Origin of the sequence: Bradyrhizobium sp. CB82 (assembly GCF_029714405.1) — a bacterium.
Classification (GTDB): Bacteria; Pseudomonadota; Alphaproteobacteria; order Rhizobiales; family Xanthobacteraceae; genus Bradyrhizobium.
This window is the reverse complement of record NZ_CP121651.1, coordinates 635,546-649,732: the sequence shown is the minus strand read 5'-3', so window position 1 is coordinate 649,732 and position 14,187 is coordinate 635,546. Positions and strand designations below refer to the sequence as shown.

The window sequence follows — 14,187 nt, the reverse complement described above, 5'->3', positions numbered from 1 at the left end:
AGGAGTATTCCATCGCCCCTAGTCCGCTGATCGCAGCGGCTTGCGCATGCACCGTAAGCAGTGGCAGCACGCGATTGGCGATTGAGAGTGCCCTCTAGATGCAAATCATCAGCTGCAGCCATCATATCATATGTGACGCTTGCTGTAATTTCACTGCAGGGGGGAGGCGGTAGCAGCCAAACGTCCCTTTACGGTTTCCCTCGCAATCGGCCGGCCCGCACCGGCCTGACGCCGCTAACGAGTAATTCTTACTCGGTCTCGACGGCACAACCTGCTAGGGTGCGCGCCTTCACAACGATATGCGCCGGGATCACCGGCCATCCCGAGGAGTGCCCCTTGCAAAATCCAGGAACAGGCGTGCGGTGGATGGTCACCGCGATCGTGTCGATCAGCTTCATCACGTTCGGCCCAGCGCGGGCGGCGTCGGTTGCGCCGGTTGCCACAGAGAACGGCATGGTGGTTTCCGCGCAGCATCTCGCGACGCAGGCAGGCGTGGATGTGCTCAAGCGCGGCGGCAATGCCGTCGATGCGGCAGTGGCCGTCGGTTACGCATTGGCGGTGGTCTATCCTGCGGCCGGCAATTTGGGCGGCGGCGGTTTCATGACGATCCAACTCGCCGACGGCCGCAAGACGTTCCTCGATTTCCGCGAAACGGCGCCCAAGGGCGCGACTGCCAACATGTATCTCGACAAGGACGGCAACGTCATCAAGGGCGCGTCGACCAAGGGGCACCTCGCCGTGGGCGTGCCAGGCTCGGTGTCCGGCATGGAATATGCGCGCGAAAAGTACGGCACCATGAAGCGCGCCGACTTGATCGCCCCTGCTATCCAGCTCGCCGAGCAGGGATTTGCGCTCGACCAGGGCGACATCGACCTGCTGCGCACGGCGACCGACGATTTCAAGGACGATCCGGCATCGAACGCCATCTTCCTCAACAACGGCCAGCCGTTCGACGTGGGTGATAAGCTGGTGCAATCCGAGCTGGCCAAAACCCTACGCGAGATCAGCAGCAAAGGCACCGACGGCTTCTACAAGGGCTGGGTCGGCAGCGCCATCGTGGCGTCGAGCCAGGCCGGCAAAGGCCTGATCACGCAGGAAGACCTCGACGGCTACAAGACGCGTGAGCTCGCACCCGTCGAATGCGACTATCGCGGCTACCATGTGATCTCCGCGCCGCCGCCGAGCTCGGGCGGCGTCATCATCTGCGAAATCCTGGATATCCTGGAGGGCTATCCGCTGAAGGAGATGGGCTATCACTCCGCGCAGGCTGTGCACGTCCAGATCGAAGCCATGCGCCACGCTTATGTGGACCGCAACAGCTACCTGGGCGACCCGGACTTCGTGAAGAACCCGCTCGACCGCCTGCTCGACAAGGCTTACGCGGCCAGGATCCGTGCTGCGATCGACCCGAACAAGGCCGGCGTGTCCAAGGACATCAAGCCCGGCGTCGCGCCGCATGAGGGCAGCAACACCACGCACTATTCAATCGCGGACAAGGACGGCAACGCGGTATCCGTGACGTACACGCTAAACGACTGGTTTGGCGCCAAGGTGACGGCAGGCAAGACCGGCGTCCTACTCAACGATGAAATGGACGACTTCACCGCCAAGGTTGGCGTGCCGAACCTCTACGGCCTGGTGCAGGGCGAGGCCAACGCCATCGCTCCCGGCAAGCGGCCGCTGTCCTCGATGAGCCCGACCATCGTCACCAAGGACGGCAAGACGGTCATGGTGGTGGGCACGCCCGGCGGCAGCCGCATCATCACGGCTGTCTTGCAGACCATGATCAACGCCATCGACTACGACATGAACGCGCAGGAAGCCGTCGACATGCCGCGTATCCACCAGCAATGGCTGCCGGACCTGACCAACGTCGAGAACTACGCCCTGTCGCCGGATACGCAAAAGATCCTGGAAAGCATGGGCCACAAGTTCGGCCCGCCGCAACCGGCCAACCATCTCGCGGTCATCATCATCGGTGCGCCGTCACTCAACGGCAAGCAGGTCGGCAACAACCGCTACTACGGCGCGAACGATCCCCGCCGCAATTCGGGGCTAGCTGCCGGGTACTGAAGAGAACGCGTAGGTAGCGAGGCGTAACCCACCTATTTTGTTGCCAAAGAAGGCTGTCTCGCTCCCGGTTCGGCCGTTTGGCATCCTCCTCTTCGATCATTGGGATCGCGACCATGCTGCAGTGACGCTTCTCGCCGCGGAGCCTTCCAAGTAAGGCGCGCAGCAGCAGTTCCGTATCGAGGCGATCTGTCCTTGCGCGTCGATGTACCGCAATGACACGTGACGTCATGCTCACGGGTGAGACGACGGCCAAACGGCATGTGAAGATGAACATCGTGAACTTCGCCGCCAGGCCATTCTTGGCATGGCGCATTATCGCTCGGCACGCGCTTTCGCCGTCAATCCCGCGCGCCAAAAGGCGCGCCAATTGCGGTCTGCAGGGATTGACCGCTCAGCGTGGCCAAGCAAAGGGTGGCCCTTCATGCCGAGAATGCAAGGAAGCGCCTCGCTGACACCCAACCGGAGCGACTCGACAAGTGGATAGAGAGCAGCGTGTGGGGAAGTTTACCCTTGACAGGGAAAGCCCCATACAAGGTTAAGACGCGCCGTCGTTCAGGAGCCGGACATACGTGCCGCTCTCGTGCAGCCCCAACCAGCCTTTTTCGACCGCGTGCTTGATCCCTGCGCCAAACTCGGCCCCGCTGGCTTTGAGCGCGTAGAGGAACGGGGCGTTGATCTTCTCGATGTGAAATGCGCCTATCCTGCACGGCCTCGATGCTGGCGGCGAGTTCGACCAGCTTGCGCGCAGTCGTCCATCCGCAATTGTCACTATCAATGTCACCTCGGACTGGCGCTACCGGCGAGAGCGTCCTAAACGCGCTCAATCCGGAACGGCTATTCGTCCTCTCCTGATTACCCGAAAGCTGTCTGCCGCCCGCAGCAACGACGGTAGGCCCTCGACGCGAAAGCGCTCGCCGTCTTCCGAAATCCATACGACCTTTGTGCGCTCGCCATGCGGCCACTCAATGATGTCGTCCGGCGCTAGCTTGGGTATCAATCGGGTCATTAGCCTAATTCTGCTGTGTCGCGCGGGCGCGGATGAAAATGTTCCGCCTGACCCGTGCTCGAGCTGCGATTGCCAGTGCTCGCTCAATCTTCACGATGGCCTCCACCGATTCGCGATCTGACCAAGACCCGTTAACGCAGCGATATTCTAGCACTTTCAGGCGCTTGGGACCAAGCACCAGCGTTTTCAATTCGAGACTCGGACTCGGTGAGACGCAGCGCGCCGTGAGACGAAACGGCTCGGTCGCTGGTATCTCCGGTGATGACCTTCAGATACCGAATGCGCGCGCGATTTGTCTCAGCATCGTTGAGACGCCGTCCGTGACCTGACTTCCGTTCAGCAAACGATCCGCACCGAACAGCACCAGTAAAGCGACTGCGGCCCCCTTGAACATTGTGGGCTTCCTCTCCAGAAATAGCACCGCCGACCGGGTGGTCGGGTATCGGAAGACCGCGAAAAGAACATTTGAGACTAGGTCATGCATCTGTCAGCAACGCGACAGAAGGTGCTTACCTGCCCGAGATCTATCGCTTGCGCGGCGCGTGCCTCCTGGCGCTCGACCGCGGCAACAAGACGGAGGCACTATCAGCTTTCACAAACCGCTGCCGATAGCGCCGCGGAACTATCCCTGAGATGTCAGGTCATGCTCCGTCGCGTCATTTGCTGCGTGTGCACACGAGTATATTCCGCACAATTATTTGTTGCTTCGGCAACTAACTTGTGCAACGACTAAAAACAAGGGCGACAGAGGGAGGAACCGCTGCGTCCGATATCGGAGGAAATGATGCTCGGCAGGAAGGGGGCCGCAGGCAGCCACGGCCGCATGCCAGGTGGCGACAGCGTGCGGCCGCGGTGCGGTGCGTCAGCTGAAGCTGCTGTCCGTCACGGCGCCGAGATTCTCATGCAGCCGGCGCAGCAAGCCGATCAGGACCTCACGCTCGTCCTCGTTCAGGCACGACAACAGCCGCCGCTCGCGCTCGAACGCTGCGACGATCACCTTGTCATGGGTGGCGCGGCCCTTCGCCGTCAGTGCGATCGAATGAGTGCGGCCATCGTTCGGGTCGGTGCGGATCGAGACCAGGCCGCGCTTCTCGAGACCCGCCAGCGTCCGGCTCACCGGGCCCTTGTCGAAGCCGATGACGTGGCAGATGCGCGAAGCCGGAATGCCCGGCTCGATCGCCAGCAGCGACATGATCCGCCATTCCGTGACGTTGACGCCGAACTCCCGCTGATAGAATGCGGTCGCGCTGTTCGACAGCTTGTTGGCGATGAAGGTGATGAACGCCGGCACGTAGCGTTCGAGATCGAGCGTCGGTCCTGCCTCAACGGGCGAAGACTTCTGGCGGGCTCTGGTCGAGGACGGCGGCATAGCGGGATTCTGACTCGCGGCGGACACAAAGACCTAAGGGCATGCGCCGCCCTTTCACAAGCTCAAAATGAGGGAGGTCTTCCATGACCGCATCCGGCTCCGCGGAATCGGGCGTCCCGCATCTCGACGTCGATCCCTTCGACATGACTTTTTTTGCCGATCCCTATCCCGCCCATGAGCTGCTGCGGGAGGCGGGCCCGGTGGTCTACCTCGACAAATGGAAGGTCTATGGCGTGGCGCGCTATGCCGAGGTCCACGCGGTGCTGAACGATCCCGCGACGTTCTGCTCCAGCCGCGGCGTCGGTCTGTCCGATTTCAAGAAGGAAACGCCATGGCGGCCGCCGAGCCTGATCCTGGAGGCCGATCCGCCTGCGCACACCCGCACGCGCGCCGTGCTGTCAAAAGTGCTGTCGCCGACGGTAATGAAGCAGGTGCGCGACCGCTTTGCCGCGGCGGCGGAAGCACGGGTCGACGCGCTGCTCGACAAGCGCAGCTTCGACGCGATCACCGACCTTGCCGAGGCCTACCCGCTGTCAATTTTCCCGGATGCGCTCGGCCTGAAGCCGGAGGGACGCGAGCATCTGATTCCCTATGCCAGCGTCGTGTTCAACGCCTTCGGCCCGCCCAACCGGTTGCGCCAGGAGGCGATCGAACGATCGGCGCCGCATCAGGCCTATGTTGCCGAGCAGTGCCAGCGCGAGAATCTGGCGCCCGGCGGCTTCGGGGCCTGCATTCACGCACAGGTCGACGAGGGTGCTATCACGGCCACCGAAGCGCCGCTGCTGGTGCGCTCGCTGCTATCTGCCGGACTCGACACGACGGTCAACGGCATCGGCGCCGCCGTCTATTGCCTCGCGCGCTTCCCCGATCAGTGGCAGCGCCTGCGCGAGGATCCTTCGCTCGCCCGTGGGGCCTTCGAGGAGGCGGTGCGCTTCGAGAGCCCGGTGCAGACCTTCTTCCGCACCACCACGCGCGAGGTCGAACTCTCCGGTGCCCGAATCGGCGAGGGCGAGAAGGTGCTGATGTTCCTCGCCGCTGCCAATCGCGATCCCCGCCGCTGGGACGACCCCGACAGCTACGACATCACCCGCCGCACCTCCGGCCATGTCGGCTTCGGCTCCGGCATCCACATGTGCGTCGGCCAGCTCGTCGCCCGTCTCGAAGGCGAGGTGATGCTGACGGCGCTGGCACGCCGCATCGCGAAGATCGAGATCACGGGCGAGCCGAAGCGCCGCTTCAACAACACGCTGCGCGGGCTCGACAGCCTGCCGGTCACCATCACCCCGGCCTGACGAGGAGCCTTGATGCCCGACATCATCTTCATCCATCCCGACGGCAAGCCCGAGCGCGTCGAGACCTCGGGCGGCGAGAGCGCCATGCAGGCCGCGACCCGTCACGGCCTCGACGGCATCCTGGCCGAATGCGGCGGCAACGCCATGTGCGCGACCTGCCACGTCTATGTCGACGAGAGCTGGCTCGCGCGCCTGCCCGTGATGGCCGACGACGAGGACGCGCTGCTCGACGGCACCGCCGCCGAGCGGCGGCCGAATAGCCGCTTGTCCTGCCAGATCACTATCACGCCCGAGCTCGACGGGCTCGTGCTGAGACTGCCGGAGCGGCAGGTGTGATGCTCAAGATGCCGGCAACGACCGGCAACCAACACACAGGGGAGGGAATGATGAAGCACCTGAGGTGGACACTCGCACTGGCCGCAAGCTTGGTGACCGGCGCGGCGAGCGCGGAGATATCCGACAATGTCGTGCGCATCGGCGTGCTCAACGACATCTCCGGCATCTTCCAGGACACCAACGGCATGGGTTCTGTCGAGGCCGCGCGCATGGCGGCGGAGGATTTCAACGGCGGCGGCAAGGACATCAAGGTCGAGATCGTCTATGCCGATCACCAGAACAAGGCCGATGTCGGCAACGCCATCGCGCGCAAATGGCTCGACGTCGAGGGCGTCGACGCCATCGTCGACGTGCCGAACTCGGCCGTCGGCCTCTCCATCAATGCGTTGCTGCGCGACAGCCGCATGACATTCCTTGCGTCCTCGACGGCAAGCTCGGATCTCGCCGGCAAGGCCTGCTCGCCCAACACGATCCAATGGGTCAACGATGCCTGGGCGACCGGCAACACCACCGCTGCGGCGATGATGTCGCGGGGCGGCAAGGATTGGTATTTCCTGACCGTCGACTACGCGCTCGGCAAGGGCATCGAGGCGGAGGCGCAGAAATACATCGAGGGACACGGCGGCAAGGTACTGGGCTCCTCCAAGCATCCGCTCGGCACCTCCGATTTCGCCTCCTTCCTGCTCCAGGCGCAAAGCTCGAAAGCGCAGGTCATCGGCCTTGCCAATGCGGGCGGTGACACCATCAACGCGGTCAAGCAGGCCGCCGAGTTCGGCATCCAGCAGAGCGGGCAGAAGCTCGTCGCCTTCCTGCTCTTCATCAATGACGTTCACGGCATGGGCATCAAGGTCGCGCAGGGTCTCCAGCTCATGGAAGCCTTCTACTGGGACATGAATGACGATACCCGCGCGTTCGCCAAGCGTTTTGCCGCGCGGCCCGGCATGAACGGCAAGATGCCGAGCGGCAACCAGGCCGGCGTCTATGCTTCCACGCTCGCTTATCTCAACGCCGTCGCCGCCACCGGCAGCGACAATGCGAAGCAGGTCGTGCCCGAGATGAAGAAGTTCAAGGGCAAGGACAAGCTGTTCGGTGACACCACGATCCGCCAGGACGGTCGCGTCGTGCATCCGATGTACCTGTTCGAGGTGAAGAAGCCGGAGGAGTTGAAATATCCGTACGACTATTACAAGCTGGTCTCGACCATTCCCGCCGATCAGGCGTTCCGTCCGCTGGCGGAAGGCGGGTGCGAGTTGGTGAAGTAGGTGGCTTTTATTTGGTGTTGACCAGCACGCACCTTACAGCGGTTGCGATAGTTCTGTGCAGATCGATCGGCCTCTGCTCATCGCACCGGACCGCGCCGGACTCGGGATCTGCGCTGATCTAGTCTAGGGCTCTGCGCCGACGGTAACGGACAGGATTTCGCGTTTGCGAGAGCACTGCACATAGCGATCTGCGCGACTTCTGCCTGGGCTCAAGCGCGGGTGGGTCAAGCAGCTCTTTTGCCGCCACCATATCAGAAATGGGCGCCTGGACTTGCTCAAATAAAGGCGGATCCAGCAGGCGGGCCGCAACTGCAGTGAGGTTGGCGATCTTCATAGGGCAGGTCGCGCCGGTCGAGCGGCCGGCACAACATGCGTTAGGCTGGGCGGTCCCACGTCACCGGCAGGTTGAGCAATCCGCGGAACGCCCAGCCTCCCATCCGTGCCGGCTCGTCCGCGATCAGGCGCAAGCGTTCGAGCCGCGTGAAGATGGCGGGCAGGGCGACATCGGCCACCATCGCCCGCGACGCCCAGGCGCCGGCGCAAAAATGCGGCCCGGCACCGAACGCGATGCTCTTGCTGGTATCGCGCCGGACGTCGAATTCATCCGGCCGCGAGAAGTGCTTCTCGTCGCGGTTGGCTGAGCCGAACATCAGGAACACCCGTTCCTCCGGTTCGAAGTCGACATTGCGCACTGTCCATGGCTTCGCCACCCGTCGTGGCGACATGCCGATCGGCGATATCCAGCGGGTATACTCCTCGAACGCCTGCATCCAGGGAATCTCTCTGGCCATCAGCAGCCTGAGCTGGTCCGGATGGGTGATCAGCGCCCAGACGGTGCCGGCAATCGCATCGCGCGGTTCGTTCTGCCCGCCGCTGATCGCCAGCTTGATGTTGGCGCGAATGCTCTCCATCGGCATCTCGCAGGCCAGCATGACGCCGAGCAGGCTCTGGTCGGGCTGTCGGCGCAACAGTGGCACCATCTCGTCGATCGCGGCGTCGATGCCCGAGGTCGCCGCGCGGCAGCGTGCATCGACATCAGGATCGCCGACGTAGTTGGCGATGCCGTCAATCATGCCTTGCGACCAGGCATTCATGTCCTGGAAACGCATGTTGGTGAGGCCGGTGATCGATTTCAGGCATTCCGCCGAGAACGGCAGCGCGAACTCGCGCACGAAATCGCAAGCCCCGGCAGGCACCAGAGCGTCAAGGATCCGGTCGGCATGACTCTGAAACTGAGTGGTCCAGTGCGTCTTGACAGTCTTCGGGGAGACGGCAGGGAAGATCGCCTTGCGCTCGGCGAGATGCGCGTCTCCATCCTTGCGCATCATGTTGTGCCCCATCAGCCGGTTCATGAGGCCTTCGGGTTGGTGCGAGCTGAACACCTCGATTTGCTTTTCGCAGACATAAATGTCGTCCCGGCTGCACAGAAGTGTGCTGCCGAGCTGCGGCACAAACGCAATAGGCGCCTCGCGGCGGAGGCGCGCCAGAGTCGGATAGGGATCGTGCCAGAAGGCGGCAACGTCGACGTCGATACGGGGGGCTGTGCTCAAGATCGGTCCTCCGGGCGCGAGCGTATCGTCTCACGACCTGGAAGTCTGTCCCTGTCGTCAGGGACAGCCGAAATGCGGCCGCGCGATGAGCCGTAGCGCAATGGCGAACAGCTCATTCTGCGAGGAGATGCCAAGCTTCTCATAGGCCCGCTTGCGGTAGGTGAATGCCGAGTGCAGGCTGATCCCGAGATCGGTCGCGATCGCCTCGGTGCTGTAACCGGACAGGATCCGCCGGCACACGTCCCTCTCACGCTGGGTCAATGTCATAAAACATTCGCGCGTCGCGAACAGTCGCTCGATCTGCGTGCGCGGATCGGGAACATCCTGCTCCTGGCAATGTCGCGCCACGATCGCCGCCAGCGCCGGAGCAAGCTCGGCGAGGCGGGCGGCCTCGGCCGACGTGAACTGCCCCTGATCTTTCGTCCGATAGAAGTTCAGGTAGAAGCAGATGTCAGCCACCCAGATCGCAGTAGCGCTCTTATCGACGATCTCGCCGTCCTCGAAGAACAGCTTCCGGTAGGTGTTGCTGTACATGCGCGGCGAGAATCTCGGCAACAGGATCGGCCGCGGCGAGGACTGCTGGCGCAGCAGCGTGTCGTGGTTGGGATCCGCGGCATAGAAGTGCTCGGCATAGGCCGCGCCCAGGTCCGGCCCGATCTGGATGTTTCCGATTCCGAGCGGACAGCGCGTGGTGCGGCCTTCGAAAGCGAAGACCATGCAATGGCCGACATTAGCCGCATCCCGCACGCCATCGAGCAGCAGCTTCGGGAACGACGGCCGGCCGATCGCCAGCACTAACGGCGCGAGCACGGATGCCACATCGGTGGGACGCGGGTCCGCCGTCATCGCTTCCTCCTGTTTTTTGAAGTCTATCAGCCGCATCGGGGCTTTTGAAGCCTCGCGCTGGTGCTGCAGTTGCTAACTGTCCCCAATCGTGGGGACAGACGCAGGCCTTCAGGCGGCGGATAATCCAAGTATGGTGCGCTGGGCCCCAAGAGCCTGCGCATCACAAGAATTGATTGTGCGGAGGAGAGCGACAATGAAGCTGGCTGCTGCCGGGCTGAGGGTTCTTGCGAGCACGATGCTGCTGCTGTCGCAGGCGCAAGCGGACATCAAGGTGGGGGTCGTGGTGTCGGCCAGCGGGCCGGGCTCTTCGCTCGGCCAGCCGCAGATGCGAACCATTGCCGCGCTGCCAGCGGAGATCGCCGGGGAGAAGGTCGTCTGCATCGCGCTTGACGACGAGTCGGATCCGACCAAGGGCACGCAGAACGCGCGACGGCTGGTAATCCAGGACGGCGTCGACGTCCTGATCGGGTCGTCACTGACGCCCGTGACCATGCCCATGATTGACGTCGCCATGGAGTCAAAGACCCCCATCGTTTCCCTCGCCGCAGCCACGTCGATCGTGCAGCCGATCGACGACCGCCGCAGATGGGCTTTCAAGGTGGTACCGAACGACGATCTGATGGCGGCTGCGATCCTCAGGCATGTCGCCGCATCCGGCGTCAAGACGCTTGGCTATATCGGTGTCTCCGATGGCTATGGTGAGGGCTATTACGCCGAAGTGTCTCGGCTCGCGCCGGGGCTTGGCCTTACCGTGACGACCCACGAGGTCTATGCCCGTTCCGATACCAGCGCCATCGGACAGGCGTTGAAGGTGATCGCCACCAATCCGGACGCCGTGTTCATCGCCTCTGCGGGTACGCCGGCCGTTCTGCCTCAGGAAGCGCTCCGAACCCGCGGCTATGCAGGCAGGATCTACCAGACCCACGGTGTCGCCACCGAGGACTTCATTAAGCTCGGCGGCGCCAACGTTGAAGGTGCGGTGTTTGCCGGAGAGGCCTTCACCATCGCCGACGACCTCGCCTCGGAAGATCCGTTCCGCCGCGCGCGTGATGAGTTCGTGGCGGCCTACGAGAAGGTGAACGGTAGCAGACCCAACATTTTCGCCGCACATCTGTGGGACGCGATGACGCTGGTCAGGCAGGCTGCACCGGATGCGATGACAATTGCGAAACCCGGCACGCCGGAATTCCGCATCGCGCTGCGTGATGCACTAGAGCGGGTAAGGGATGTCTACCTGAACAACGGGGTGTCGACGATGAGCCCCCAGAACCACAATGGCTATGACGCCCGGTCGGCGTTCCTGATCAAGGTCGAGGGCGGAAAGTTTCGGCTCGCGCGGTAGTACGAGCGGAGGCCGGTCGGCTGCATCCTGCATGCGCCGCCCAACTAAGGTGGCCCATTAGAATCTTCGAAGCCGCCGCGCCTTGAAGCTTCGGAACGTCGGGTCCGAGGACGGTCGCACTGGTCAGCACCATCACCAATATGGATCCTCGTCGCACTTGCCCGACGAGATTTCAAAATCGCGACTGCTTTTGCGCGGTGTTCACACTCGCAGCCTACGTCGTCTCGGTCCTTGAAGGCGCGGCAGGATGGCCTGCTGTCCTTGCCGTGCGATATCGCTCACCAAGCGCCTCGTAGCGTATGCTTGGCCTTGTCTAGCGCTGTAGCGCTAATATCGTAGAGCGAAACCTTGTAGCCATGAAAGGCCGTTTGCATGGCAATCTGGCTTCCAGGATACACCGCTGCCGGCAACTGCTATCTTCTTGATATTTTAACTCCTCGCGTGTGCCAATGGATGCAAAAATGGCAGCGACGATTCATTGGTAGGTCGATCCGTCGACGTCGTACGCTCGGTAAGCGTGCGCTTGGCTAAGGGGCCGACGGTATCAAGGCCCCTCGCCATCAGGATCGATTATGCAGCTTCGGTTACCCGCTCTTTGCAAGAGGACACAAAATCACCGATCGACGCATACATTTCTCGAACGCCCGGGATGAACGCGCTCATGTTGAACACTCCATGGAACAGTCCATCGAAGCGATGCAACCGGACAGGAACTCCGGCCGAAGCCAAAGCATGGGCATAATCCTCAGCCTCGTCGCGGCTCATATCGAGCTCGAGAGTGAGGACGAGTGCGGGTGCAAGTCCGGCCAAGGTTGGAGCCCTCGAGGGCGCGGCGAGCATGGTCACTTCGGCCCCACCCAGGTAAGCGCCCCACATCTTCTCGCCAATGGCCCGAGTAAAGAAGGGGCCATTTGCGAACTCGGTGCGGGATGCCGTGGATGCCTCCGGATCAATCGGAGGATAAATCAGCACCTGCCCCGCGAGCGGAATGCCGGCATCGCGTGCGCGGATGGCAGCGACTGCGGCCAGATTCGCGCCGGCGCTCTCACCCATGACGACGATCCGATCGGAATCGCCGCCGTAAGCGCTGATGTGCTTCCAGACCCAGCCTAGCGCAGCAAATGTATCATCGGTCGCGGCCGGGAACGGATGTTCTGGTGCGAGCCGATAGTGCGCGGATACGACGATTGCTCCAATTTCGTCGGCGAGCGTTCGGCAGGGAGCATCGGCCAAATCGAGCGACCCGGAGATCCAACCACCTCCATGATAGAACACGATCACCGGCAGAGTGCCCTCGCGGTCGGGAATGTAGATTCGAGCGCGAGGCGCCTCGACGGTTTCGACTCGCATTGCGGGTCCTGGCAGCTGCAGCTCCCTCAGGGACTCGGCCACCGCTCGCACCTCATTCAGATTGAGCTCATCGAGAGGCTTCATGCCGCGGGCCAGCATCGAGCCCAGGAGGAGCGCTGCGGCGGGATCGAGTCTGACCAATGGGGGGATAGGCGCCGAGACACGGTCAAGGGCAAATCCGCCATAGCCCACATGCGCGATCTCGGCACAGATCGCACGGTACAACGGCGCGCCCCCCGCAAAGAAATACGCCGCCCTCGCCTTGCCCGGGATGTTCTCGCCCATGTACCAGGAGCCCTTGGAATGCGGGATGACGGTCAGGTTCAGAATGCCTTCGCACAGGCGGCCCCAGGCTTCTTCAGCCTCGTAAGTTGCCTCAAATGTCGCGGTCTTATCCGCTATGGCGCGGGCGAGAGCCGCAGCAACAAAGTCGACGCTGTCCTCGGTCGCCAATGGAACGTTATAGAGCGCGACCGCATTCTTCGGGCCGTTGATGAGGAACAGATTTGGAAAACCGGCGATCTGGACACCCAGATAGCTCGTGGGGCCGTTCGCCCATCTGTCTTCGAGCTTCAGACCATCGCGCCCCCTCAGGCCGAGTTTCAACAGCGGCCGTGTGAAGACATCGAATCCAGTTGCGAGGATGATCACATCGAATTCGTAGGATTTCGACGACGTGCGAACACCGGTTGGCGTGATCGCCTCAATCGGCACGGAGCGCACGTCGACAAGATGAACATGCGGGAGGTTGTAGGCCTCGTAATAACCGGTCTCGAACGGCGGACGCTTCGACGCGTAGGGATGGTCCGTAGGACAAAGCAACGCTGCCGTCGCAGGATCCTTCACACGCTCACGGATACGTTCGCGGATATATTCTGCGATAGTTTCGTTGGCCTGTTGGTTGAAAATCACATCGCTGAATGTCGAGACGAGCAGGCGAAAGCCGCCGCGGTCCCAATACTTGTCGCAGATCCTGCGCCGCTCATCCGGCGTCGCTGCAAGTGCAGGACCGCTGGGCGGGTCGTAGGGCACGCCGATCATATGTTGGCGCGAGCCCGCTCGCAGCTCGGCGTGATGCTCTGCATTCCATCGCCGCTGCGCCAGATCGACGGGTTCATTGCCCAGGGGAGCGGCGAAATTGGGCGTCCGCTGAAACACGGTCAGCTCCGCCGCCTCGTTCGCAATCTCCTGGATAACCTGGATGCCTGTCGAGCCCGTGCCGATCACCGCAACCCGCTTGCCAGTGAAGTCCACGGGCTCGTGCGGCCAACTACTCGTCCGGTAGAGTTCGCCCCTGAATGTCTCTGAGCCCGGAAACTCCGGCTCCTTCGCGACAGAAAGGCCGCCGACACAAGGCACTACAAAGCGTGCCGTGCAGGTGGCTCCGTCATCGGTACAGATTATCCAACGCGCGGCCTTGTCATCCCACGTCGTCGACGTCACGCGCGTATTGAAATGAAATGCGCGGCGGACATCCAGCTTGTCAGCCACCCATTCCAGATAGGCCAAGATTTCCGGCTGCCCGGCAAAGCGCTCCGACCACTCCCATTCGCGCTGTATCTCTTCGGAAAAGGAGTAGCTGTAGTGGATCGATTCGAAATCGCAGCGGGCGCCGGGATACCGATTCCACCACCATGTACCGCCCACTCCTCCGGCCGCCTCGAAGGCTTGAACATTCAGCCCAAGCTCGTCGCGCATTTTGTGCACTGCGTACAAACCGGCAAACCTGCGCCGACCACAACGACATCGTAGTGCGATCCC

Annotated in this window: 12 protein-coding genes and 1 pseudogene; 5 read left to right on the top strand and 8 right to left on the bottom strand. The window is 62.5% G+C overall.

Annotated features, from left to right (window positions below):
- Positions 1 to 248 precede the first annotated feature (248 nt).
- Complete coding sequence (locus QA640_RS46990) at positions 249 to 455, bottom strand: hypothetical protein (RefSeq protein WP_283043898.1); 207 nt, start codon at positions 453 to 455, stop codon at positions 249 to 251.
- Here QA640_RS46990 and ggt point away from each other — a divergent pair.
- The gene (gene ggt / locus QA640_RS46985) at positions 367 to 2,073 is read left to right on the top strand and encodes a gamma-glutamyltransferase (protein ID WP_283043309.1); all 1,707 of its coding nucleotides are present in this window, start codon (positions 367 to 369) and stop codon (positions 2,071 to 2,073) included. The genes QA640_RS46990 and ggt overlap by 89 nt on opposite strands.
- A gap of 535 nt (positions 2,074 to 2,608) precedes the next feature.
- On the opposite strand, the pseudogene QA640_RS46980 reads toward ggt, so the two are convergent.
- The 3 genes and pseudogenes from QA640_RS46980 to QA640_RS46970 all read right to left on the bottom strand — a co-directional run bounded on the left by QA640_RS46980 (position 2,609) and on the right by QA640_RS46970 (position 4,448).
- Positions 2,609 to 2,849, bottom strand: a pseudogene (locus QA640_RS46980) (hypothetical protein).
- 498 nt (positions 2,850 to 3,347) lie between these two features.
- Entirely contained in the window at positions 3,348 to 3,473 is a 126-nt protein-coding gene (locus tag QA640_RS46975) for a hypothetical protein (RefSeq protein WP_283043308.1), read from the bottom strand.
- Between the two features lie 468 nt (positions 3,474 to 3,941).
- Positions 3,942 to 4,448, bottom strand: a complete 507-nt coding sequence (locus QA640_RS46970) for a MarR family transcriptional regulator (RefSeq protein ID WP_283043306.1) — start codon at positions 4,446 to 4,448, stop codon at positions 3,942 to 3,944.
- A gap of 83 nt (positions 4,449 to 4,531) precedes the next feature.
- On the opposite strand from QA640_RS46970, the gene QA640_RS46965 reads away from it, so the two are divergent.
- From QA640_RS46965 to QA640_RS46955, 3 genes are read left to right on the top strand one after another with little or no spacing between them, the layout of a single operon-like run.
- Positions 4,532 to 5,740, top strand: a complete 1,209-nt coding sequence (locus QA640_RS46965) for a cytochrome P450 (protein WP_283043305.1) — start codon at positions 4,532 to 4,534, stop codon at positions 5,738 to 5,740.
- Positions 5,741 to 5,752: 12 nt separating this feature from the next.
- Positions 5,753 to 6,076: a 2Fe-2S iron-sulfur cluster-binding protein gene (locus QA640_RS46960; RefSeq protein WP_283043304.1), complete on the top strand. Its 324-nt coding sequence runs from the start codon at positions 5,753 to 5,755 to the stop codon at positions 6,074 to 6,076.
- 50 nt (positions 6,077 to 6,126) lie between these two features.
- Positions 6,127 to 7,338 carry an ABC transporter substrate-binding protein gene (locus QA640_RS46955; RefSeq protein WP_283043303.1) on the top strand — a complete coding sequence of 404 codons (1,212 nt, stop codon included), beginning with the start codon at positions 6,127 to 6,129 and terminating at the stop codon, positions 7,336 to 7,338.
- A 374-nt stretch (positions 7,339 to 7,712) separates the two neighbouring features.
- Here the strand turns inward: QA640_RS46955 and QA640_RS46950 are convergent, their stop codons facing one another.
- Positions 7,713 to 8,888: a cytochrome P450 gene (locus tag QA640_RS46950; protein WP_283043302.1), complete on the bottom strand. Its 1,176-nt coding sequence runs from the start codon at positions 8,886 to 8,888 to the stop codon at positions 7,713 to 7,715.
- A 57-nt stretch (positions 8,889 to 8,945) separates the two neighbouring features.
- Positions 8,946 to 9,734: a helix-turn-helix transcriptional regulator gene (locus QA640_RS46945; RefSeq protein WP_283043301.1), complete on the bottom strand. Its 789-nt coding sequence runs from the start codon at positions 9,732 to 9,734 to the stop codon at positions 8,946 to 8,948.
- A 193-nt stretch (positions 9,735 to 9,927) separates the two neighbouring features.
- On the opposite strand from QA640_RS46945, the gene QA640_RS46940 reads away from it, so the two are divergent.
- The gene (locus QA640_RS46940; RefSeq protein ID WP_283043300.1) at positions 9,928 to 11,076 is read left to right on the top strand and encodes an ABC transporter substrate-binding protein; all 1,149 of its coding nucleotides are present in this window, start codon (positions 9,928 to 9,930) and stop codon (positions 11,074 to 11,076) included.
- Between the two features lie 278 nt (positions 11,077 to 11,354).
- Here the strand turns inward: QA640_RS46940 and QA640_RS46935 are convergent, their stop codons facing one another.
- Together QA640_RS46935 and QA640_RS46930 are read right to left on the bottom strand one after the other, a co-directional pair.
- A complete protein-coding gene (locus tag QA640_RS46935; protein WP_283043887.1) occupies positions 11,355 to 11,450 on the bottom strand; it encodes a hypothetical protein in 96 nt (31 codons plus the stop codon).
- A gap of 196 nt (positions 11,451 to 11,646) precedes the next feature.
- Positions 11,647 to 14,124, bottom strand: coding sequence for an alpha/beta hydrolase fold domain-containing protein (locus QA640_RS46930; protein WP_283043299.1), 2,478 nt, complete (start codon positions 14,122 to 14,124; stop codon positions 11,647 to 11,649).
- Positions 14,125 to 14,187: the final 63 nt, after the last annotated feature.